Below are 22,634 nucleotides of genomic sequence, written 5' to 3'. Positions count from 1 at the left end.
CTCAGTTACCGCCTTTTCCAAAAACTTGTTTGAACGTCATCGCAATGATCTGCATGTCCAGCGCAAGAGACGCCTCGCGTGCGTATCGCAGGTCCATCTGTTTTCGCTGCTCGACGGTCGCCTCCGAGCGCAGGGTGGCCTGCGCCAGGCCAGTGATGCCCGGCCGTACGCGGTGGCGCGCCTGCCATTCCTCATCGGTGTACAGCCCGCGCTGGGCAGGCACATCAGGGCGCGGTCCGACAAGGCTCATATCCCCCAGCAGCACATTGAAAAGCTGCGGCAGCTCGTCCAGGCTGGTCCGGCGGATGAATCGGCCCACCCGGGTGATGCGGGGATCGCCGTCGGCCGTAGAGAAGCTCCCCAGGCGCTCGGCATTGAGCACCATGCTACGGAACTTGTAGATTGAGAACTCGCGTCCGTCCCGGCCCACTCGGCGCTGCCGGAAGAGCACAGGGCCGAAGTCGCCGGCAAATACGGCCAGCGCCACACCGAGCAGCAGCGGTGAGAGCAACAGTAGCGCCACCAGGGAGGCGCCCACATCAAGCAGTCGTTTCATTGTTCTGTTCTTTCGAGGCCGTGGGCATCCAATGCAGCGCGCGCAGGCCAGCCGCGATGGCCACGCCAAAGACGCTGCCAGCCAGTGCGATCCGGAGCAGCGCCTGGGTCATCGCCGGCCAGTCCCCGAGGACGGAGATCAGCCAGCCATCCGCCCAGAGGCCCACCGCACACGGCAGGGAGACGGCCAGCAAGGGCGCCGAGATTTTAGAAGCGAAGCGGGACACCCCCCCCATCCAGGGGACACCCAGGGCTCGGGTTAGCAGCAAGACCAGCAGCAGTTGCACCAGCGGTAAGGCCCACATCAGGGCCTGGGCCGAGCGCAACAGCAGGCCAGGCAGGCAGAGCAGCGGGAGCGCCAGCAGGGCCAGGGCCGTGCAGCGCAGCACGGCGCCCGCTTGCTGCTGGGCATTCAGCGCGGCGGCCAGCAGGCCGGACACCCCTACCCAGGGCACGCCCAGCAGCGCAAGCCGCATCAAGCCCAGCACATGAGCCTGCTCCTGCGGCCCCAGCCGGCCATGGCCCAGCAGCAGGGCCACCAGAGCATCGCCGAACTGCCAACCACACAGCACAACAGCCAGGGACAGCACTAGGCTGCGCCGCAGGCTGTCGCCCAGCAAGCCGTCGAAGCCCGCCCGGTTGCCCTGAAGGTAGGCCTCGCTCAGGCGTGGATAGGCCACCGTGGCCAAGGTGGTGATAAGGATGCCTAGGGGCAGCTCCACCAGCTTGATTGCATAGTTGAAGGCTGCCAGTTGGCCAGCCCCAAGCCACGATGCACAGGCACGGATTAGCACCGGCACCAGCACAAGAAGAGAGGCCGAGGCCAGCCCGGCGCCAAAGCTGCGCAGCAGTGTGCGGTCCAGCAGGCTTCGCCTCCATAGGCCCGCGAGCGAATGCCCCAGCTGCGCACGCAGCGCCGCCAACTGGCTCAGCCATCGCAGCATGGCCCCCAGGGCGATGCCCAGCCCCAGGATCAGCAGGGTCGTGGCCGTCTCATAGCCCCGTGTCAGGCCCAGTCCCAGGGCGGCGATCACACATAGATTGAAGACCAGCGTGCCACAACCGGCCACGAAGAAGCGGTCCTGCGCATTCAAGGCAGCACTGCTGACGCCCGACAGGGCCGTCAGCGGCAGGGCAACGGCGATGGCAGCCCACAGCCTGGTCGCCGAGGAAAGACCATCCAGGGACACGCCCGGCGCCAGCAGACCTAGCCACAGCGCCGGCCAGCCGACGAAGGCCAATGCCAGCGCGCCGAACACGGCGGTGACGGCCAGCGAAGCCTGCGCAAACAGCTGGGCATGGCGAACGCCGTCTGCCCCTCGGAGTGCCGGCACCAGGGCCACGCCCAAGCCACCGGCCAGCAGCAGGTTGACCAGCAGATCGGGCAAGGTCAGCAGGACGATGGCGACGTCCGCCTGCGTGGACAGGCCGAAGACCGAGGCGAGCAGCAGTTCACGAGCGAAGCCGGCCAGGCGGCCCGCCATCAAGGCAAGACTCAGCACCAGACCGGAACGCAGCAGACCACGCTGCAGGACCGACATGGCTAGGCCCCGGCCTTTCGGGCGCGCACGGCAGCGACCACGGCACGCACACCCTGCTGCACGGCTTCCCGCCCCTGCTGCAATTCTTCGGGGCCAGCCTGAAGATGCCCAGCATAGGCGGCGCGCAGCTTGGCGACCTCAGCGGGGAAGTCCATCTGCGCCTGAATCTCGGCCACGGAGCTCGCCTGGCGGTGAAAGGTGCGCGACAGGATAGCGCCGGTCGAGCCCAGCCGCGCATGCTCGGAGAGGATCGCCTCCGCAGGCAGCAGGCCCTCGCCGACGCGCGCCACACCACCAATGCCGAAGGGCAGGCCCGCGGCGCGCAGCACGTCGCACAGCTCGTCCACCATGCCGTTGGCCAGCGGCTCGAACATGAAGTCCAGGCCCAGCTCCAGGTGGAGGTCATTCAGGCCGATGTGCACCTCGTCCACCCCCGGCACGCGCACGCAATCCTGAAGATGCATGGAAGCACCCAGCGTCTCCACCAACAGGCAGCAGCGCGCGCGCCCGCCCACAGCGGTGGTGAACGCGGCAACCTCGGCAGGCGTGCGGAACATGGGCAGCATCAGGATGTCTGCCCCGGCTTCCACCACCTGGTCGATCTCCTGCTGGCTACCCGCATGGATGGGATTGATGCGGACCAGCAGCCGGCCCGCCGGCACCACCGGACGCAGCCGCTGGACGTCGGCCAGCTCATGCCGGCTGATGACGGTGTTGAGATGCCCCTGGCGCTCCTGCTTCCCCAGCATTTCCAGGTCGACGAAGATGCGGTCCACACCGCCTTCAACAGCGAACCGGGCGATATCCGGGCTGTCGGTGATCATCATGAACTTCATAGCTGTTGTTCCGGGTGGCTGAGCCACCTCTCCCTTGCGTTTTGATTGGGCCTCTGCCATAGCAGCCACTCAATGCAACTGACTGAACGGAATCACCCGGACCGGGTGGTTGATGCCAGTGATCGCCCCCCAGAACTGCCCGTCAACGAAGAGCGCCACGCGATGGTTGTCGGCGTCGGCTACCCAGATGCGGCCATTGCCTTCATCGAAGAAGCCGTTAGGGGCGTAGAGGGTCTGATCGCCGGCGATGTCGGCGGAGCAGATCTGCCTAGGGGGTGACTCATTCGAGCGAGTGCGGGGCTCTTCGACTTGAATCTGCTGCGGGCGAGTTCGCCAGTCACTGAACAGAGGGGCCGGACAAGACAAGAGCACCTGGCCCCTGTTCCGGTCAAGGTCCCAGTTGATGAGGCGATTCGCGTGCTCGGACAGCACTGTCAGCCTCCCATCGCGCCAATCCAGCATGTTGGGGTAGTACTCAACCAGCCTTTTTCCAATGCGCCAGCCGGCACCCGTCCGCCAATAGAACGCCACCGAGTTTCCGAAGGTGTCTGCCACTGCAAGCAAATCAGGCGCGAGGAAAAGTGCATCACGCGGTGCCGCCATTTCCGTCTGAATCCGGTCGATGATCGACACCTTCGGCCGCCCATCTGCCGTGAAGTCCAGCTGGCCGATCAATATCTGGGCATTGGGCGTGGGATGGGAGTCGGCAATCACAATCCGTCGACCTTGAACACGCACCATGTTCAGGGCAGCCTCACTGCCAGGCGGAAGAATTCGAATCCTGGCAGCCACGCGGCCACTCTGTGGCTCGATGAACAGCAGATCGCTGTCAAAGCAGACGATGGCGTAGCCGTTTGCCATCGAGAGTCCGTAGGCCCCGCCGCCGCCCTTCAGGTCGAGCAACCACCGAGGACGCCCTTCTGGAGATATCCGCGCCAAAGTACGGCTGAACGAAGTCAGCACAAGAAAGTCATCACTCAACGGCCGGCCCCGAGCCGTGAACAGTTGAGGTTCGAACTTTGTATTGTCCCGATTGACCGTCCCATTGGTGGGGCTGAAGTAGGAGTATCGCTGCGGGAAGCGCGCGTCTTGACTGCTTGAGCCATTATGCGGTTCTGCAAACGATATCCCCCCGACCAGCACCATCACAAGGCTGGCCAGGGAGTGAATCAATCGCTTCACGATGCTCAAAGGTCCTTGGCGACCTTGGCCCCGATCAGCATCTGCACCAGCACCTGCGACCAGTCCTTCAGGCCGGTCATCCATGCGGAGGTGAGGCTCAGTCGCACGGGTTCCTCGGGCACGAACACCGTGTCGCCCGGATAGGCCTTCGCCGTGCCGGAGCTGAACATGCCGCTGGAGACATGCTCGGCCATGCCATTGGCACGAATGACGAACAACTCACCCAGGTCCGCCGTGCGCTTGGGTTGAGCGGCACGCACATAGCTGTGCAGATCGCGCCGGCTGTCATAGACGGCGGTCAGGGGATTGCTGACGGCGCCATAGACAGACACCTCGGAAGGCATGGCAGGCACGTGCACGGTGTCGCCGTCTTCCAGGGGCAGATCCGGCAGCTGGGCCAGCTTGGCATCGACCGGAATTTCAAGGGCAACGCGGCCGTCAGGCACCTGGCGGCGCAGTTGGTCTGCCCGGCGTCGGATCTCCTGCGCCAGGCTTTCGTTCAGGGCACGTTGCTCGGCGCCGCCGCTGGAGCTGAGCAGGGCCGCCGACTGCTGGGACACCATGTCCTCCAGCAACTGAGCCGCCTTGCGCAACTGCTGCTTCTGCACGGTCACCTGGCTGCTGCGCGTCAGCTTGAGCCCGTAGAGATAGGCCCGCGTGGTCAAGCCACCAGCGCGCTGCAGGACGTCCTTGAGGGTCTCCCGTGCCGCCAGTTGATACACGCCAGCCTGGCCGACTTCACCCTCAATCTTCACGTAGCGCGTGCGCAGTTCCTCAGGCAGAGCCAGACTTCTGTCGCTGTAGATCACGACATGATCCCCCGGCTGCAGCTCCGGATCATCAGCCCCCAGAGGGTTGGCAAGCGCACGCCCGAGATTGAAGTTGATGAGCTCAACCTGCCCAGTCACCGCATTGAGGCGCTCGACCGAAGCCAGTGTCCAGTTGATGCTTTCCGCCGAGACATGCGATTCCAGCTTCTCGCCAGACAGCTCCTGGCTGTCGTCCTGCACACCAAAGTGGCGCTGCGCGGCATTGGCGCCGCCCGTGCCCGACGTTCCCAGCGCCTGCTGCGTCAGCTGACCGATGCGCTTGCGCGAGCCGCCAGTCTCCCCCATGGCCAACTCGTTGCGGGCCCGGGCGACAGTGGGCGAATACAGGGCCGAGCGATTGGGCACGATGGTCGTCACGCGCATGCCCGGCGTCCAGGGGCGTCGCAAGGGTTGGTAGACGCTGCCGCGCACCACGACCATATTGGCAAAACGCTGCCCCATCTCCTGCAGGCTGACAACGTCACCGTCTTCCAGCTTGAAGTCGGCGCCGGCCTTGGAGAGGTCGACGATCAGCACCTGGCGAGGCGCCTCGGGCCGCTGGCGATCAATGCGATCCACCGTCACCCGTTCGATCCGTGATGAGGCCGAGGCACCGCCGGCCAGTTGCAGCAGGCCGCTCAGCGTCGTGCCGGAGGGCGACAGCTCAAAGATGCCCTGCACATTGGTCGACCCGAGCAGCGCCACACGCCCCCCCGCCGGCGGAATGTGGATGACGTCGCCATTGCGCAGCTGCACATCACCCTCGCTGCTGCCCTTGCCGATCAGTTCGTAGAAATCAAGCTGCGCCACCAGCTTGCCCTGGCGCATCAGGCGAATCGCCCGCAGGGATCCGGTCGGTGCCGCACCTGCGGCAGCGTATACGCCGTTGAGCAGGCTGCTCGTGGCGGGCATGCGGTAGGCCCCTGGACGCATGGCCTGGCCCACCACCAGCACGGAGATGTTCCGCAGCTTGCCAGTGGCGACATGCAGGTTGAATCCGGTGTAGTAGCGCGCCACGGCCTTGTGGATGGCCGCCTGCAGATCATTGCGGCGCACGCCGGCCACCGCCACCGACCCGACTTTGGGCAGGCTGATGAAGCCGGTGTTGTCGACCACCAGCGTGGCATCAAGCTCGACCGGGCCAGTGAGCTTGACGCGCACTTCATCGCCCGGCCCCAGCTCATAGAGCTCGGTCGGCATGGTGCTCACGGGGCTGTCAAAGCCCTGGTCCTCGAAAGAGAAGGAATCGAGGCCATAGACAGGGAGCCACCGGCCGTAGTTGCGGTAAACGAAATCCTGGAAGGCCAGCTCTTGCGAGGACGTCTCCGTCGGGGGCCTGCGCTTGACGGCATTGAGCTCGGCGTCGGGCGCCTCCTTCAGCTGCAGCAAGGTATTGCCGCTGCGATCCAGGCCAGCGCTCGTCGCACCCGGCACCACGGGAGCCGGCGTTGGTGCCTGCTGGGCAAAGGCAGTCGTGCCAAATGCCAGCGTAATAGACAGCGCCACACACGACGCAACCGCGGTCCGAAGCAGACCCATCATCAGCCTTCCCCTCAAAATGTCGCATCCGGTCACAGTCGCGCGGTGGCGTCGCTGTTGGCTTGCTTGCCACCTTGGATACCGAATGAGGGTGACATTCTAGTGTGTCGCAAGTGACACTCTCGGGATTCGCCCCTTGCGTACCCAGCGCAAGGGGCGTTAAGGCTGGCGGATGGAGGCTGGCGTAAAGGCTGACGCAGGACTCGCAGCCCCGGCAAGGGCTCGCTCAGTTGCTAAGCTTGCGCACCTTGCCGCTGCCGGCGGTGGAGAGGCTCAGTTCAGGGTTGCCGACGTAGGCCACATCCCCCGAGCCGGCGATGGAGACCTTGAGCTGCTTGCTGGCTGCCAGTACCACGTCGCCGCTGCCGGCAATGCTGACCTTGGCTTCCTCGACCTGCAGCTCACGGGCCTTGATGTCTCCGGCACCGGCAACCGACACGCTCAAGTTGCCCGCCGTACCGCTGGCGATGATGTCACCGCTGCCCGAGATGCTCATGGCCAAGCGATCGCTCTTGACCCCGTTCAGCGTGATTTCGCCCGAGCCGCTGATGCTGGCCTTGAGTTCGGACGTGTTCATCGGATCCACCTTGATGGTGCCCGAGCCGGCGATGGACACCCCGCGCAGCGTCGGCATCTCGATCTCGATGACCGGGGTCTGCTTGGTGTTGATGTAGTAGCCGCGCTTGGTCTGGATGTCCAGGGTGCGTCCTTTGCTGCCCTCGACCACGCGTGTCTCGATGTAGGGCAGCAGATTGCGCTCGGCACGCAGCTCCAGCTTGTGGCTACTGCCCTGGCGGATCAGCACCTTGAAGCCGCTCTCAAGGGCCACGGCCTCGTAGCCGCTGACATCGCGGCGCTCGCTGGCCACCTCGCCCTCGCCCGTGATGCGCTCGCCGCCGCCCCAGTTCCAGGACCAGGCCTGTGCGGCACCCGTGCCAAGCAGGGCTGCGGCTCCGAGCACGGAGGCGGCGAGGAAGCGGCGCTTGTTGCTGTTCATGGCGGTAATCCTTGTCTCATGCGTTGACGATGGACGCATGATGCAAAGCCCGCTGCACACTGGCGAGCAGGCTAGGACGAACTGCAGGAACTGCGGCACCAGATGCAAGCCCACGGGACTCACGCCGCGGGCCGAAGAAAACAGGCCCTCGGTCCGGCGACTGAAAGCCCGCCACGCAGCGCAGACACTCAGTGACTGGACTTGGCGCCAGGCTTGTCGGCGGACTTGTCTGTCTTGGCGCTCTTGTCTGCAGCCTTGTCTGCAGCCTTGTCTGCACCCTTTTCGGCCCCTTTGTCGGCCGACTTGGCCTCCACGGCAGGCTCCTCGTCCGCAGGTTTGGCCGTCCCCGGCCGCGGCACCACCGGCGCAATGCCCTCGAGCTTGTTCTCCCGCATGTACTCGTCCATCTCCTTCCAGCCCGCGAACACGGCCGCCTTTTGGGCCTTGGGATTGAGCGTGTAGCAGTCCTCGATGGCGCGCTGGGCGTGGCGGCAGGCACTGCCCACAGCCTTGCCTTCGGCTTCCTTGGCGGCCGCCAGCTTGGCCGGGTCATCAATGCCCAGCCACTCGCAGCCAGCCAGCGGCAGGAGCAGCAGGCCGACAGCGAGGCGCCAGCGCAAAAGGGGAGAAATGCGCGTCATGCCCGGCATATCGGCCGATCCGCGGCAGTCTTGAGTCAGCGCTGGCGCGCCAGTTCCATCAGGCGCGCAATGCGCTCCTCGGTAGGCGGATGGGTGGAGAACAGGCTCTTGATGCCGCTGCCGGACAGCGGATTCATGATCATCATCTGGGCCGTCTCGGGGTGGCGCTCTGTCGTTTCCAGGGGGATGCCCTGAGCGTAGCGGTGGATCTTGTCCAGAGCGGAGGCCAGGGCGGCGGGGTCGCCGGAGATCTCCGCCCCGCCACGATCCGCCTCGAACTCGCGGGCACGGCTGATGGCCATCTGGATCAGGCTGGCCGCAATGGGAGCCAGGATCATCACGATCAGGCCGACCAGCGGATTGGTCTGGCGCCCTTCGCTGTCACGCCCTCCGAACAGCATGGCGAAGTTGCCCAGCATGCCGATGGCACCGGCCATGGTGGCGCTGACGGTGGAGATCAGGATGTCGCGGTGCTGCACATGCGCCAGCTCATGGGCCATCACGCCACGCAGCTCGCGCTCGGAGAGCACGCGCAGGATGCCCGTGGTCGCCGCCACGGCCGCATGCTCCGGGTTGCGTCCGGTGGCGAAGGCATTGGGCGCATCTTCGTCGATCAGATACACCCGCGGCATGGGCAGGCCGGCCCGCTGGGCCAGCTCACGCACCATGCGATAGAACTGCGGCGCACTGCTCTCGTCGACCTCCTGCGCGTTGTACATGCGCAGGACCATCTTGTCCGAGAACCAGTAGCTGAAGAAGTTCATGCCCAGTGCGATCACGAGGGCCAGCATCATGCCCTGACGTCCCCCCAGCACCGAGCCGATCGCCATGAACAGCGCGGTGATGGCGGCCATCAGGATGGCTGTCTTCATCATGTTGAACATTGCTCACTCCTTGCGTGGAACAGACAGACAGGGCTGCGGCTGCAGCAAGCCCGCAGCGCTTCAGTTGGGGCTGTGTGCGCCCGATTTCAAGACTGTGCCCACGGTCACCGGCCGGGACTGCAGAAAGACCGCCGCCGACAGGCGCTTGCCGCCAGCGCGCTGCAGCTCCGTCAGGCGAAGGGCTCCCTCGCCGCAGGCCACGAGCAGGCCGGCCGCATCAGCAGCCAGCACCTCGCCGGGCCTGCCCCGACCCTCGGCCAGCCTGGCCTTCCAGATTTTCAGCGGCTCGGATTCCAGCTGACTCAGTCCGCCAGGGAAGGGATCGAAGGCCCGCAGGCGCCGCTCGATCGCCGCGGCAGGCAGGGTCCAGTCGATCTCGCTCTCGGACTTCTCGATCTTGTGGGCGTAGCAAACACCAGCCTCGGGCTGCTGCTCGGGATGGAAGCCCCCGCAGGCGGCCAGCTCCAGGGCCTCGACGATGAGCCGACCGCCCAGCGCAGCCAGTTTGTCGTGCAAGGTGGCCGTGGTGTCGTCCCCAGCGATGGGCAGGCGCTCGATCAGCAGCATGTCGCCGGTGTCCAGGCCGGCGTCCATCTGCATGATGGTGATGCCAGTCTCGGCATCGCCCGCCTCAATGGCTCGGTGGATGGGCGCCGCACCGCGCCAGCGCGGCAGCAGCGAGGCGTGGATGTTGAGGCATCCCAGGCGCGGCAGGTCCAGCACCCATTGCGGCAGGATCAGTCCATAGGCCGCGACGACCATGAGGTCGGGCTGCGCGGCCAGAAGGGCTTCGCGGGCCCCGGCGGCTTCGTCAGGGTACTTGCCATCCAGGCGCAAGCTCAGCGGTTGACTGAGGGCGATTCCATGCTGCTGAGCCAGTTGCTTGACCGGCGAGGCCTGCAACTTCATGCCGCGGCCGGCCGGGCGATCCGGCTGGGTCAGCACCAGGGGGACCTCGAAGCCGGCCTGCAGCAGCGCTTGCAGCGCAACCGCGGCGAACTCCGGCGTTCCGGCGAAGGCGACGCGCAGGTCCATCAGCGACGCTGCTGGTCTTCGCGGGCCTTCTTGGCCAGCTTGGTCTTGATGCGGTCGCGCTTGAGAGAGCTGAGGTACTCAACAAAAACCTTGCCCTTCAGGTGATCCAGCTCATGCTGAACGCACACCGAGAGCAGCCCTTCAGCCGCGAACTCGTAAGGCTGGCCGTCACGCCCCAGGGCGCGCACCTTCACCCGCTCATGGCGGGGCACCTTGTCATAGATGGTCGGAACGCTGAGGCAACCCTCCTCGCCATCGCGCAGATCACCGCCGGTCTCGATGATCTCGGGATTGATCAGCACGCGCGGTTCATTGCGATCTTCAGAGGTGTCGATCACGACCACGCGCTCGTGCACGTCCACCTGGGTCGCCGCGAGGCCCACCCCTTCGGCGGCGTACATGGTCTCGAGCATGTCGTCCACCAGTTGGCGGATACGGTCGTCCACAACAGCCACAGGCTGAGCCACAGTGTGCAGTCGCGGGTCGGGGTAACGCAGGATATTCAGTTTGGCCATCTCGGAGTTCCAATGCCGTGCTGTGGACAATGCACAACGCGGCTTTGTAAGTGCCTGCAAGAGCGAGGACGCTCCTGCGGGATTCATTGCAACGCATGCCCTCTTTGGGGGCAGAATCGTCTCAAGCTGAGGGGATTTTCGCCGATCTGCTGCAGGACTTCAGCGTCCCGGCCGATCGCCCTTCGAGCCGACGCCCTTCGCAGGCACTCTCTCAGGCACACCTCACAGGCAAATAAATGGCGGCTCCGGCGATTCGCAAGACGCGTCGGCACGCCGCAGGAGAACGACCGATGACTTCATGGCCCATGCTGCGCCCCGCCCCTCTCGCCACCGCCCTGTGGGCTGCGGCTGCCCTCGTCGGCACGACACCAGCACTGGCCACGGATTTCCCGGTTACCCAGACCCAGCGCGACACCGCCCAGAAGGTGGCACAGGCCGGCGTCCCCCTGTCGGAGCTGGCCCCGAATGCCCCTGACAGCTACACCGTCAAGAAAGGCGACACGCTGTGGGCCATCTCTACCATTTTCCTGAAGACCCCCTGGCGCTGGCCCGAGCTGTGGGGCATGAACCAGGACCAGATCCGCAACCCGCACCTGATCTATCCCGGCCAGCATCTGGTGCTGGTCAAGGTCGACGGTCGCGCCCGGCTGGAGCTGGCGCAGGCGGTCAGCGGCCCCACGGGCACCGTCAAGCTGTCGCCTCGCGCCCGCGTCGAGCAGCTCGATGACGGCGGCATTCCCGCCATTCCCCTGAACCTGATCGAGCCCTTCCTGAACGAGGCCGTGGTGCTGGACGAGGACAGTCTGGCCACCGCTCCCCGCGTCGCCGCCACCCAGGAGGGCCGCGTGCTGCTGAGCCGAGGCGATCTGGCCTATGTGCGAGGCACCCTGCCTCACCAGGGCGACTACCGGGTGTTCCGTAGCGCCAAGCCGCTGCGTGATCCCCTCACCAAGGAAGTGCTGGGCTACGAGGCCGCCTACGTGGGCACCATGGAGTTCCTGCGTCCGGGCACGCCATCGGACGGCAAGACCCTGGAAGTGCCTGCCACCTTCCGGGTCAAGCAGGTGCGTCAGGAGGTCAACACCGGTGACCGCCTGGCGCCCGTCCCGCCGCGCAACTTCAACAGCTACGTCCCGCATGCGCCGACCCAGCCCATTGAGGGCCGCGTCATTGCCGTCTATGGCGAGGCGGTGAACGCCGGCCAAAACCAGATCGTCTCCATCAACAAGGGCACACAGGACGGCGTGGAGCGTGGCCACGTGCTGGCTCTGTGGCGCACGGGCCAGGATGCCCGAGACACCACAGGCCCCGGGCGCCCCGAGACCATCCGCCTGCCGGACGAGCGGCACGGCCGGCTCTTCGTGTTCCAGTCCTACCGCCGCGTGTCCTACGCCCTGATCCTGTCAGTGCAGCAGCCCGTCAGCGCCGGCGATCGATTCACCCAGCCCTGAGGCCTGCCCCAGTCCTTCCGCATGCCAGCGCCGCTTCGCGACCCCGGGGAGCTGTCGGCCTGGTTGCGCCTGGTGGAGACACCCGGCCTGGGCCGCTCCTCCCTTCGCCGGTTGCTGGCGGTTTTCGGCGAGCCGCGGGCCATCTTCGAACGCTCGCCCGCTGACTGGGCCCGGGTCGTGGGCCCGCAGGGCGCGCACGCGCTGAGCCGCCCTCCTGAGCAACTCGACGCCCTGCTGACCCACACCCGCCTGTGGCTCAAGGAAGACGCACGACGCAGCCTGCTGCTCCTGGGAGACCCGGACTACCCGCCGGCCCTGCTCGAGACCGCCGATCCCCCACTGCTGATGTATCTCTGGGGCCAACGCGAACTGTTGCGTCGACCCATGCTGGCGATCGTGGGCAGCCGCAACGCCACGCCACAAGGTCAGGACCATGCCCTCACCTTCGCGCGCAGCTTCAGCGAGGGGGGCCATTGCGTGGTTTCAGGCCTGGCCCTTGGCATCGACGCCGCAGCCCACGAGGGCGCGCTTTCGGCCGCTGGCAGCACCATTGCCGTGCTGGGCACAGGGCTCAACGAGATCTATCCCCGCCGCAATGCCGGACTGGCGATGCGCATTGCGGAGCACGGCCTCCTGATGAGCGAATATGCTCTGGACACCCCTGCACTGGCACCCCACTTTCCAGTGCGCAACCGCATCATCGCCGGACTGGCCGAAGGCTGCCTGGTTGTCGAAGCGGCCTTGCAAAGCGGTTCTCTGATCACCGCCCGCTTGGCCGGCGAGGCCGGGCGCGAGGTCTTTGCCATCCCCGGCTCGATCCATTCACCACTGAGCCGCGGCTGCCACGCCCTCATCCGGCAGGGCGCAAAGCTGGTCGAGTCTGCCAACGACGTGCTCGAGGAGCTGCCCCGGCACAGTGCCATCCCCCACGAGGCGCCGATGCCCGCCGAGACCGAGCCGGACCTGGGCGGGGCCAGCGAGCACCAGCGCCTCCTGGCGGCCATGGGCCACGAGCCTGCCAGCCTGGATGCGCTGCAGGCCCGCGGCGGCTGGCCCACTGAGCAGCTCCAGGCCCTGCTGCTGGACCTGGAACTGGACGGCCTCGTAGCCAGGCTCCCTGGCGGCCTGCTGCAGCGGCGGACACGGGCCTGAACGCAGGCCCTCGGACCTGGGTGCCGCGTTCAGCAGGGCAGTAAAAGCCCTGCAGCGCCCGCCCGTTTCCGCGCATCGGCGCGTCGGACGCCTGGGGTATAGTCAGCCCATGTTTGACGTCCTCGTCTATCTCTATGAGACCTACTGGCGGCCGGATGCCTGTCCGGATCACGCCCAGCTGACACGCAAATTGTCAGCCGTAGGGTTCGAGACCGACGAAATCCAGGAGGCCTTGTCCTGGCTGGATGGCTTGGCCGTGGCGGCACAGTCCCATCACGGCGAGCAGGGGGCCTTGAGCCTGCGCATCTATTCCAAGGACGAACTGGAGCATCTGGGCGAAGCGTCCGTGGGCTTCATCAGCTTCCTGGAATCAGCCGGCGTACTGCCCCCCCCCATGCGTGAGATGGTAGTAGACCGCGCCATGGCCATTCCTGGGGCGCCACTGGACCTGGAAGACCTCAAGATCATCGTACTGATGGTGTTCTGGAGCCTGGGAGAAGAGCCCGACGCCCTGATCCTGGACGAGCTTTTCGTCGCCCCTGAGGATCGCCTGATCCACTGAAGCGCTCGGCTGAAGCTGGCCCTCGGAGGCTGGCGCCGGCCATCCTCCGCATCTCTGCCAAGGCCTTCTGGCTGCAAATGCCAAGCGCCCCACTGCCGATGCCGCCGGCCTCGCTGGAGCAGCCCGCAGCTGGACTGATCAACCCAGCAGGCGCTCCGGGTCAGCGTCCAGCTTGGCCAGTGCATTGCGGGTGGCCTTGACCGTGAGCGCCTCGTCCTGTGCCGGCAAGAGCAGGCCGGCCTGCAGGAACGCCGCCAGGCGGCTTTGCTGGAAAAGAACGCCGCGCCCCTGGGGCGAAACAAAGAGGATCAGATGATGGCGCAAGCCGCGCCAGGCCAACTGCACCGGCTCGTTGCGCCCCCGGTAGTCCAGCATGTACCAAGAGCCGACCTGCAGCTCCTGCGCCCAGGCCAGCATGGCCGCAGATGGCGGGGCACCACCTTCGGCCACCACTTCCAGCTCCTCGGATTCGTGGCTGGAGAGGTCACGCATTAGCGTCTCGTCCAGCTCGCCGCCAGCGGTGTCAGGCAGCATGGCCTCCAGGGTCTCAAGCTGGCTCATCAGCTCTTCCAGCCTGTCCGGCGGAATGGTGGCCGTCTTGGCCGTGAAGGCTGCGGCCAGCGAGTTGTTGAGGGCCTTGATCTGCTCGTCCTGCTTCTGAATGGACAAGCCCGCATGGCCCATGCCCTCCCGCAGCACCTTCAGCAAGGGTGGCAGGCGGCGGATGACCTCGGCGCGCTCCTCGCGGGACACCTTGGCGGTGGCAGACCAGATGAGGTCGGCCGCGGCACGCTTCATCTGCTTGGTGACCTCGGCCTGCGCGCCGGCGCGCACTGCCGTCACCGCCAGCACGTCAGCCCAGGTCTGGAACAGGAAATCACGCACGCCCTCCTGCACCGGCACCTCGTTGAGCATCTTGCGCAGCTCAATGGTGTACTGAATGGCCAGGGTCTCCCGCTGCTCCACCTGCTGGGCCAGGGAGACCCCCTTGATGCTGGCGCTGTTTTCCTGCTCGAAATAATGGGCCAGGAACTTCTCGAACTCGGTCAGCACCGTCTGGAAGACGCGTCGGCCGGTGTCGGGATAGGCCTCCACCACCTGCACCACGCGCTTGATCTCGCGCTCCACGGCCTCGCCGACATCGCCGCCCGACGAGGTGTTGAACCCCATCACGCAGGCGCCCATGCGGTCGATCAGGCGACGGGCGGGATGGTCGGTGGTGGCAAAGAAATCGGGCTCGCCGATGGCCACACGCAACACCGGCATCTGCAGCCGCGCAAACCAAACGCGGATCGTGGCGGGGATGCGTTCCTCCGTCAGGATGGACTGGAACAGCAGGGCCACCACCTCGATGGTGGCGCGCTCGGCCGGCGTATCCGCCGCCTGCTTGAGCACCTGCTTGACCGCCAGATTGCGGGCCTTGAGTTCCTCCAGCTGCTGAGGCAGCGGAACCTCGCGCACGGACGCGCCGGTACTGGGAGCCGCGCTGGCCGAGCCGGCACCGGCGACACCCCCCGCCTGAGGTTGCGCGCGGTGACGCAGCATCTCCTGGGCATGGTTGATCGCAGCATGCAAACGACCAGTCAGGGTGACAGGGCCTGCCCGCTCACCACGCGGATCGGCAGGCATGGGCTGCGTGGGGGCATTTGACACCTGAGGAGAGCCCGCCATGCCCGGCACCTGGCGGTTGAGCACCCGCTGTAACTGGGCCATCACCTGCTCGGCGGAGTTGCGAACGGCCGACTTCACCGCCCCCTTTCCGCCACCGGCTGCAGACGCCTGCGCGTCGCGCAACATGCCGCCCCCGCCATGCGGAGGCATGCCTTCGGGCATGGCTCCCATGCCGCGGGCGTAGAGCGTGGTGGGGGCAAAGGCAGGATCCTGGGAAGCGTCGGGCAAGGGCGAGACCGAGCGGCTGCCTGCCGTCCTGCGGATATAGGGCCGCAGGTCCACTTCGGGCATGACACCCTGCTGCATCAGCCAGTGGTTGGTCTCGTGATAGGCCTCCAGCAGCAGGTGGGACATTTCCTCGTGCAGCGGCACGAGGAAGAGCTGCCACTCCGCCCGAGTGAGGCCACTGGCGTACCAACAATCCAGGACAAGCCGGCTCAGGGCCTGTGCGCGCAGCAAATCATTCGTCGCAAGATCCTCATGCCCTTCGAGCAGAAGCATGCGGGTGCGCAGGTCGTTGAACTCCCAGGTAGCCTTGTCCATCATGGCCAGAGCCAGGCGCGAGGCCGTGATCTGGCGCTCGATGGTGTCGTCGTCGACCAGGCTCAGACTTGCACTGCCGCTGACAGTGACGTGGTCCGGCACGCCCTGCGTGGATGCGGAGCGCACGGCGTCGCGCAGCATGCTCAACCAGACCACGCCGCGGCGCTGCCAAAGTCCCACGCAGTCCCGGCGCAACACACTCACCGCATGTTCAGCCGGCTGCAACAGCAGTTGCGCGCCCGCCTCATGGAGCGCGGCCCCGGTCGCGGCAATGCCGCGCACCAGGGCCTCGGTGAAGACGCGCCGCGCTTGTGCCGCTTGGGCATGCCGGCGCGGATCGGTGCCGCTCATGGGCAGGGGAACAGGGAGTCGACCATGCGAACGACTCTACACCACCGCCCCGGCGTTCGGATCGTCCGGATCTTCCTTGGTCGAGGAACCGACCTTGACAAGATCCTCGCGCTTGACGCCCAGCCACATGGCGATGGCCGCGGCCACGAACACGGAGGAATAGATGCCGAAGCAGATGCCAATGGTCAGCGCCACCGCGAAGAACTTCAGCGTGGGGCCGCCGAACAGCAGCATGGACAACACCATCAGCTGAGTACAGCCGTGTGTGATGAAGGTGCGGCTCATGGTGGAGGTGATGGCGTGGTCAATCACCTCGTGCGTACTCAGCTTGCGGTACTTGCGGAAGGCCTCACGCACCCGATCGAAGATCACCACGGACTCATTGACCGAATAGCCCAGCACCGCCAGAACCGCCGCCAGCACCGACAGCGAGAACTCCCACTGGAAGAAGGCGAAGAAGCCCAGGATGATGACCACGTCGTGCAGGTTGGCGATGATGCCGGCCACCGCAAACTTCCACTCGAATCGGAAGGCCAGGTAGACCATGATGCCGATGACGGTCATGGCCAGGGCCTTGGCTGCATCAGCGGCCAGTTCGGCACCCACCGAGGGGCCCACCACCTCGCTGCGCGAGAACTTCAGCGGCTCGGCATTGGCAGCCGTGGTGCAGACCTTCTTGCTGATGGCCTCGCCCTTGTCGGACACGGTCTGGCGCTCGGAGACCTGTCCCTGCTCGGCCGTGCACAGCTCCTTGAAGACCTTGTCCACCACCTCGGTCTGCTTGAACTCCTTGCGGGCCGGCAGGCGGATCATGACGTCATGCGAGGTGCCGAACTTCTGCACCGAGACTTCGCCAAAGCCCATGTGCTCGACGGTCGAGCGGGTCTTCTCGATGTCAGCGCTCTGCGCGTACTCGACCTCGATCACCGTACCGCCGGTGAACTCGATCGAATAGTGCAGCCCACGTGTAATCAGGAAGAAGACCGCGGCGGCGAAGGTGAGGAAGGAGATCGCGTTGAAGACCAACGCGTGCTTCATGAACGGGATGTCCCGCTTGATTCGGAAGAGTTCCATATCGGATTCCTGTCAGGGGGGTCAGGCCTTGCCTTCGGTCACTTCGGTGGCATCGGTCGGTGCGCTGCCGGGTTCGGCTGCAGGCTTCCAGACCTGGCCCACGGAGAGGGACTTCAGCTTCTTCTGCCGGCCATACCAGAGGTTGACCAGGGCGCGAGAGAACATCACCGAGGAAAACATGGAGGTCATGATGCCCAGGCAGTGCACAACGGCAAATCCGCGCACGGCGCCCGAGCCGAAGGCCAGCAGGGCCAGGCCGGCGATCAAGGTGGTGACGTTGGAGTCCAAGATGGTGGCCCAGGCGCGCTCATAGCCCGCGAAGATGGCCGCCTGCGGCGTTGCACCATTGCGCAGCTCTTCCCGGACGCGCTCATTGATCAGCACGTTGGAGTCGATGGCCATGCCCAGCACCAGGGCAATGGCGGCCATGCCTGGCAACGACAGCGTGGCCTGCAGCATGGACAGCACAGCCACCAGCATGAGCAGATTGAAGCCCAGCGCCAGCGTGGAGAACACGCCGAAGAGCACGTAGTACATGCACATGAACAGGGCCACGGCGGCAAAGCCCCAGGCCACGCTGTGCATGCCCTTGGCGATGTTCTCCGCACCCAGGGTCGGGCCGATGGTGCGTTCCTCGATCACCTCCATGGGTGCGGCCAGGCCGCCTGCGCGCAGCAGCAGGGCCAGGTCGGTGGCATTCTCGGTGCTGCCCATGCCGGTGATCTGGAAGTCGGCACTCAGCTCGCTGTTGATGCGGGCGACGGTGAGCACCTCACCCTTGCCCTTCTCGAACAGGATGGCGGCCATGTAGTTGCCCACATTCGCGCGCGACATCTCCTTCATCTGGCGGCCACCCTTGGCGTCCAGACGCACGGACACGGCGGGCTGCTGGTTCTCGTCCTGGCGAGGCTGCGCGTCGGTCAGCATGTCGCCGGTGACGATAGCTTCCTTGTGCACGATCACCGGGGCGCCGCGGCCCACGCCGAAGCGTTCGCGGCCGAAGGGCACGGGGCCGGTGCCGGCCAGTGCGGCCTGGGCTTCTGCCGACATGTCGGCGAGCCGGAACTCCAGATTGGCCGTGCGGCCGATGATGTCCTTGGCCTTGGCGGTGTCCTGCACCCCCGGCAACTGCACGATGACCCGGTCCAGGCCCTGCTGCTGGATCACCGGCTCGGCCACGCCCAGTTCGTTGACCCGGTTCTGCAGGGTGGTGATGTTCTGCTTGAGCGCGGCTTCCTGCACCGCGACCAGGGACTGGGGCTTGAAGCTGCCGCGCAGGCTCAGCTCGCTGCCCTCGCCTTGAGACTGCCACTGGATGTCGGGCAGCTTGTCGGACAACAGGCCCAGCGCGGCCGCGCGAGTCTCGGCGTCACGGAAGGCGATCACCAGGTCGTTGCCGTCCTTGCTGATGCCGGCGTGACGCAGATTCTTCTCGCGCAGCATGCTGCGGGCATCTCCGACCAGGGACTCGACCTTCTTGGCAATGGCCGCCTTCATGTCGACCTGCATGAGGAAGTGCACGCCGCCGCGCAGGTCCAGGCCCAGGTACATGGGGAAGGCATGCAGGCTCTTCAGCCACTCCGGCGACCGCGACACCAGATTCAGGGCCACGATGTAGGACGGGTCCGTCAGGTCGGCGTTGATCGCCTTGTTGATGGCGTCCTTGGCCTTGAGCTGCGTGTCGGTGTCATTGAAGCGGGCGCGAACGGAATTGCCCTCGAAGGCCACCGTGTTCGCCTTGACGCCGGCAGCCTGGATGGCGGCCTCGACGCGAGCCACCATGCCCGCATCCAGCTTGACCGTGGCCTTGCCACTGGAAACCTGCACCGCCGGCGCCTCGCCGAAGAAGTTGGGCAGGGTGTAGATCAGACCGATCAGCAGCGCAACAACCAGCAGCGCGTACTTCCACAAGGGATAACGGTTCATGGAGGCATCCTCAGGAGGTCTGGACCAGACCTGGGCATTCGCCCTGAAAACAGGCCCGGCACCGCACAACGGCGGCCCGGGCTGGATGAGTGATGAGCAGCCCCGGACTGCAGGGCTGCCTGGCTGGATTACTTGACCGAGCCCTTGGGCAGGACCTGAACCACAGCCGAGCGCTGCACCTTGATCTCGACGCCGCTGGCGACTTCCAGGCTCAGGAAGTTGTCGTCCATCTTGGCAACCTTGCCCAGCAGGCCTCCACTGGTGACGACTTCGTCTCCCTTGGCCAGGGCCTCGATCATGGCCTTGTGCTCCTTCTGACGCTTCATCTGGGGACGAATCATCACGAAATACAGCACCACGAACATCAGCACCAAGGGCAGCATGCCCATGAGGCTGGACTCAGGACCTTGGGTTGCCGGAGCGGCGGTCTGGGCAAAAGCAGTAGAAATGAACACGGTCAGAACCCTCTAGGAATGATCCATGGGCGCAACAGCGCCATCATGGACGGATCGCGGATTGTATGCGGCAGCCTGCGTCGCCCGCCCTGGGTCCAGCCCAGCCCTCCCCCAGACTCTGGAGAACGGTGATGGCAGTTCGACTGGCAGGCACGGACTCGGGCGACCGTGCAGGCGTCAGGGCGGCGCAGCCATCCATCTGGGGTTGACAGCGTGATTATCAACGAATATTCTGCAAATATATTTCAACAGGAGATTGCTCGATGAGTTCCCGCCCCCTGCCTCAATGGCGCGGCATCTTCCCCGCCGTGACGACCAAGTTCGACGCCAACGAGAACCTGGACGTCCCCGCCATGGAGCGCCACTTCGAGTTCCTGATCGCCAATGGTGTCGATGGCCTCGTGACTGGCGGCTCTCTGGGCGAGGCCAGCACCCTGACGCTGGAAGAGAAGCTGCAGGTGGCCGAGATCGCGGTAAAGGTGGCCGCCGGCCGCGTGCCGGTGCTGGCCAATGTTTCGGAGACCAGCACCCTCGAGGCCCTGCGCTACGTGGACGGCGCCAACAAGATCGGTGTGCAGGGCCTGATGCTCATGCCCGCGGTGATCTACGCGGCGGACGCCCGCGAGGCCATGGCCAATGTGCGCACCATCGCCAACGCCGCGCAACTGCCCACCATGGTCTACAACAACCCGGTGGCCTATCGCGTGGACCTGACGCCCGACAACTTCGTCGAGCTGGCCGACTGCGAATGGCTGGTTGCCATCAAGGAGTCGACAGACAACATCCGCCGCCTGACCGACCTGCGCAATGCCCTGGGCACGCGCTACCAGCTCTTCATCGGCGTGGACGACCTCAGCTTCGAGGGACTGGCCCTGGGTTGCGACGGCCTGCTGGCCGGCCTGTGCGTAGCCTTCCCGGCCGAGACCGTGGCGCTGTACCGTCTGATGCAGGCCAAGCGCTATGACGAAGCTCTGAAGCTCTACCAATGGTTCACCCCCCTGCTGCACCTGGACGTCTCGACCAAGCTGGTCCAGAACATCAAGCTGGTGGAGGCCATGGTGGGCGTCGGCACCGAGCATGTGCGCCGCCCGCGCCTGCCCCTGGTCGGAGCCGAGCGCGAGCGCGTGCAGGCCATCATCCAGAAGGGTCTGGACACCCGCCCGGACCTGCGCCAGTTCTTCTGAGGCTGGCGGCTGTCGCCATTTCGCGTAATCAGGCATAGCCAGGCGGGCATCTGCTGCGAAGATGCGGGCATGAACGCAACAACGTCCTCCCCCATCCCGCACGAGGCGGGCGACGATGCCATCGACAAGCGCCGCGTGGCCGACCAGGCCTATGACGCCATCGAGAACCTCATCGCCACGCTGGCCCTGAAGCCCGGGGCGCCCATTGTCGAAGCCGAGCTGATCGAGCGCATCGGCCTGGGTCGCACGCCCACACGCGAAGCCCTGATGCGCTTGGTCGCCAACGGGTTGATCGTGCAGTTGCCGCGCCGCGGGCTGCTGGTCAGCGACATCCAGTTGGCACAGCACCTGGATCTGCTGGAGGCGCGTCGAGCGCTGGAGCGGCTCATCGCCAGCACCAGTGCCCGCCGCGCGACGCCCCCGCAGCGCGAGGCCCTGCTGGCCTGCGCCGCCGAAATGACCGCTGCTGCCACCGCAGGGAACCTGACGGCCTATCTGCAGGCCGATCAGGCCCTGGACCATGTCAACCACGCCGCCTGCCGCAACCAGGCAGCCGTCGCCGCAGTCATCCCCATGGTGATCCAGTGCCGTCGCTTCTGGACGGCCTACCAGCATCAGGGCGACATGAGCGAAGGCGCGCGCTGCCACCAACTGCTCGCCGAAGCCATCGCCCAGGGGCAGAGTGAGGCAGCGGCGGCGGCGGCAGACCGACTGATGGATTACCTGCGGCAGTTCGCGCAGCAGGTGATCGCCTGAGACCTATCCATTCCCCATGAACCCGATCACGCCGACCCGCATCATCGACTCCCACACCGGCGGCGAGCCGACCCGCACCATCGTCAGCGGCGGCCCGGACCTCGGCCATGGCTCCATGGCGGAGCGCCTGCAGCGCCTGCGCAGCGAGCACGACGCCTGGCGCCGCGCCCTGATGAACGAACCGCGCGGTTCTGACGTGCTGGTGGGCGCCCTGCTCTGCGAGCCCGTCGACCCGACCTGCACTGCGGGCGTGATCTTCTTCAACAACGTGGGCTACCTGGGCATGTGCGGCCACGGCAGCATAGGCCTGATCGCCACGCTGGCCTACCTCGGCCGCGTCCAGCCCGGCGCCCACCGCATCGAGACCCCCGTGGGCGAGATCACCGCCACCCTGCATGAGGACGGCCGTGTGAGCATTGCCAACGTCCCGGCCTACCGTCTGGCGCGGCAGGTGCCAGTGCAGGTCGACACGAGGCGCCTGCATGGAGACATCGCCTGGGGCGGCAACTGGTTCTTCCTCTGCGACGACCACGGGCAAGACCTGACCCCCAGCCAGGCGCAGAACCTGACCACCTTCTCCGAGCAGATCCGCCTGGCCTTGCAATCCCAGGGCATCACCGGGGCAAATGGCGCCGAGATCGACCACATCGAGCTGATTGGCCCAGCGGCCGATCCTGCCAACCACGGCCGCAACTTCGTGTTGTGCCCTGGCAGTGCCTATGACCGTTCACCCTGCGGCACCGGCACCAGCGCCAAGCTGGCCTGCCTGGCGGCCGAGGGAAAGCTCGCGCCAGGTGCCCTGTGGCGGCAGGAAAGCGTGATCGGCAGCGTCTTCGAGGGCTGCTACCAGCCCGCCCCTGAAGGCGCCGAGGGCCACATCCTGCCCACCATCACCGGGCGGGCCTATGTCAACCTGGACGCTCAACTGATCATCCAGCCCCGCGATCCCTTCGCCTGGGGCATCCCCCGCTGAGC

The 22,634-nt window shown here is 66.0% G+C and carries 20 protein-coding genes; 6 read left to right on the top strand and 14 right to left on the bottom strand.

Annotation, left to right across the window (positions count from 1 at the left end):
• Position 1: 1 nt before the first annotated feature.
• The 10 genes from ACS5PK_RS03975 to def form a co-directional block, all read right to left on the bottom strand.
• Entirely contained in the window at positions 2 to 556 is a 555-nt protein-coding gene (locus ACS5PK_RS03975) for a sugar transferase (RefSeq protein WP_439438952.1), read from the bottom strand.
• Complete coding sequence (locus ACS5PK_RS03970; RefSeq protein ID WP_439438951.1) at positions 540 to 2,096, bottom strand: lipid II flippase MurJ; 1,557 nt, start codon at positions 2,094 to 2,096, stop codon at positions 540 to 542. Before ACS5PK_RS03970 ends, ACS5PK_RS03975 begins: the two co-directional genes overlap by 17 nt.
• A gap of 2 nt (positions 2,097 to 2,098) precedes the next feature.
• Positions 2,099 to 2,923 (bottom strand): aldolase/citrate lyase family protein, encoded by an 825-nt coding sequence (locus tag ACS5PK_RS03965; protein ID WP_439438950.1) that lies wholly within the window; start codon positions 2,921 to 2,923, stop codon positions 2,099 to 2,101.
• A gap of 78 nt (positions 2,924 to 3,001) precedes the next feature.
• Complete coding sequence (locus ACS5PK_RS03960) at positions 3,002 to 4,114, bottom strand: hypothetical protein (protein WP_439438949.1); 1,113 nt, start codon at positions 4,112 to 4,114, stop codon at positions 3,002 to 3,004.
• 5 nt (positions 4,115 to 4,119) lie between these two features.
• A complete protein-coding gene (locus ACS5PK_RS03955) occupies positions 4,120 to 6,429 on the bottom strand; it encodes an SLBB domain-containing protein (RefSeq protein ID WP_439438948.1) in 2,310 nt (769 codons plus the stop codon).
• Between the two features lie 259 nt (positions 6,430 to 6,688).
• Positions 6,689 to 7,459, bottom strand: coding sequence for a head GIN domain-containing protein (locus ACS5PK_RS03950; protein WP_439438947.1), 771 nt, complete (start codon positions 7,457 to 7,459; stop codon positions 6,689 to 6,691).
• Positions 7,460 to 7,647: 188 nt separating this feature from the next.
• Positions 7,648 to 8,100, bottom strand: coding sequence for a hypothetical protein (locus ACS5PK_RS03945; RefSeq protein WP_439438946.1), 453 nt, complete (start codon positions 8,098 to 8,100; stop codon positions 7,648 to 7,650).
• A 35-nt stretch (positions 8,101 to 8,135) separates the two neighbouring features.
• The gene (htpX, locus tag ACS5PK_RS03940; RefSeq protein WP_439438945.1) at positions 8,136 to 8,984 is read right to left on the bottom strand and encodes a zinc metalloprotease HtpX; all 849 of its coding nucleotides are present in this window, start codon (positions 8,982 to 8,984) and stop codon (positions 8,136 to 8,138) included.
• Between the two features lie 60 nt (positions 8,985 to 9,044).
• Positions 9,045 to 10,013: a methionyl-tRNA formyltransferase gene (fmt, locus tag ACS5PK_RS03935; RefSeq protein ID WP_439439160.1), complete on the bottom strand. Its 969-nt coding sequence runs from the start codon at positions 10,011 to 10,013 to the stop codon at positions 9,045 to 9,047.
• Between the two features lie 5 nt (positions 10,014 to 10,018).
• On the bottom strand, positions 10,019 to 10,534 hold the full coding sequence (gene def / locus ACS5PK_RS03930; protein WP_439438944.1) for a peptide deformylase: 516 nt from the start codon (positions 10,532 to 10,534) through the stop codon (positions 10,019 to 10,021).
• A 290-nt stretch (positions 10,535 to 10,824) separates the two neighbouring features.
• Between def and ACS5PK_RS03925 the strand changes: the two genes are divergently transcribed.
• The 3 genes from ACS5PK_RS03925 to ACS5PK_RS03915 all read left to right on the top strand — a co-directional run bounded on the left by ACS5PK_RS03925 (position 10,825) and on the right by ACS5PK_RS03915 (position 13,699).
• Positions 10,825 to 11,985 carry a LysM peptidoglycan-binding domain-containing protein gene (locus ACS5PK_RS03925; protein ID WP_439438943.1) on the top strand — a complete coding sequence of 387 codons (1,161 nt, stop codon included), beginning with the start codon at positions 10,825 to 10,827 and terminating at the stop codon, positions 11,983 to 11,985.
• A 21-nt stretch (positions 11,986 to 12,006) separates the two neighbouring features.
• The gene (gene dprA / locus ACS5PK_RS03920) at positions 12,007 to 13,137 is read left to right on the top strand and encodes a DNA-processing protein DprA (protein WP_439438942.1); all 1,131 of its coding nucleotides are present in this window, start codon (positions 12,007 to 12,009) and stop codon (positions 13,135 to 13,137) included.
• Between the two features lie 109 nt (positions 13,138 to 13,246).
• On the top strand, positions 13,247 to 13,699 hold the full coding sequence (locus ACS5PK_RS03915) for a DUF494 domain-containing protein (RefSeq protein ID WP_183104031.1): 453 nt from the start codon (positions 13,247 to 13,249) through the stop codon (positions 13,697 to 13,699).
• Positions 13,700 to 13,837: 138 nt separating this feature from the next.
• Here the strand turns inward: ACS5PK_RS03915 and ACS5PK_RS03910 are convergent, their stop codons facing one another.
• The 4 genes from ACS5PK_RS03910 to yajC form a co-directional block, all read right to left on the bottom strand.
• Complete coding sequence (locus ACS5PK_RS03910) at positions 13,838 to 16,264, bottom strand: DUF1631 family protein (RefSeq protein ID WP_439438941.1); 2,427 nt, start codon at positions 16,262 to 16,264, stop codon at positions 13,838 to 13,840.
• Positions 16,265 to 16,300: 36 nt separating this feature from the next.
• Positions 16,301 to 17,338: a protein translocase subunit SecF gene (gene secF, locus ACS5PK_RS03905; protein WP_439438940.1), complete on the bottom strand. Its 1,038-nt coding sequence runs from the start codon at positions 17,336 to 17,338 to the stop codon at positions 16,301 to 16,303.
• 21 nt (positions 17,339 to 17,359) lie between these two features.
• Positions 17,360 to 19,264, bottom strand: coding sequence for a protein translocase subunit SecD (gene secD / locus ACS5PK_RS03900; protein WP_439438939.1), 1,905 nt, complete (start codon positions 19,262 to 19,264; stop codon positions 17,360 to 17,362).
• 128 nt (positions 19,265 to 19,392) lie between these two features.
• On the bottom strand, positions 19,393 to 19,719 hold the full coding sequence (gene yajC, locus ACS5PK_RS03895) for a preprotein translocase subunit YajC (RefSeq protein WP_439438938.1): 327 nt from the start codon (positions 19,717 to 19,719) through the stop codon (positions 19,393 to 19,395).
• 263 nt (positions 19,720 to 19,982) lie between these two features.
• Here yajC and ACS5PK_RS03890 point away from each other — a divergent pair, with 263 nt between their 5' ends.
• From ACS5PK_RS03890 to ACS5PK_RS03880, 3 genes are all read left to right on the top strand, one after another.
• Complete coding sequence (locus ACS5PK_RS03890; RefSeq protein ID WP_439438937.1) at positions 19,983 to 20,903, top strand: dihydrodipicolinate synthase family protein; 921 nt, start codon at positions 19,983 to 19,985, stop codon at positions 20,901 to 20,903.
• Between the two features lie 69 nt (positions 20,904 to 20,972).
• Positions 20,973 to 21,659, top strand: coding sequence for a GntR family transcriptional regulator (locus tag ACS5PK_RS03885; protein ID WP_439438936.1), 687 nt, complete (start codon positions 20,973 to 20,975; stop codon positions 21,657 to 21,659).
• A gap of 16 nt (positions 21,660 to 21,675) precedes the next feature.
• Positions 21,676 to 22,632, top strand: coding sequence for a 4-hydroxyproline epimerase (locus ACS5PK_RS03880; RefSeq protein WP_439438935.1), 957 nt, complete (start codon positions 21,676 to 21,678; stop codon positions 22,630 to 22,632).
• Positions 22,633 to 22,634: the final 2 nt, after the last annotated feature.

This window comes from Roseateles sp. DB2 (genome assembly GCF_051857535.1).
In the GTDB taxonomy this organism is placed as follows: domain Bacteria; phylum Pseudomonadota; class Gammaproteobacteria; order Burkholderiales; family Burkholderiaceae_C; genus Roseateles_B.
This window is presented reverse-complemented; position numbering and strand designations above follow the sequence as displayed.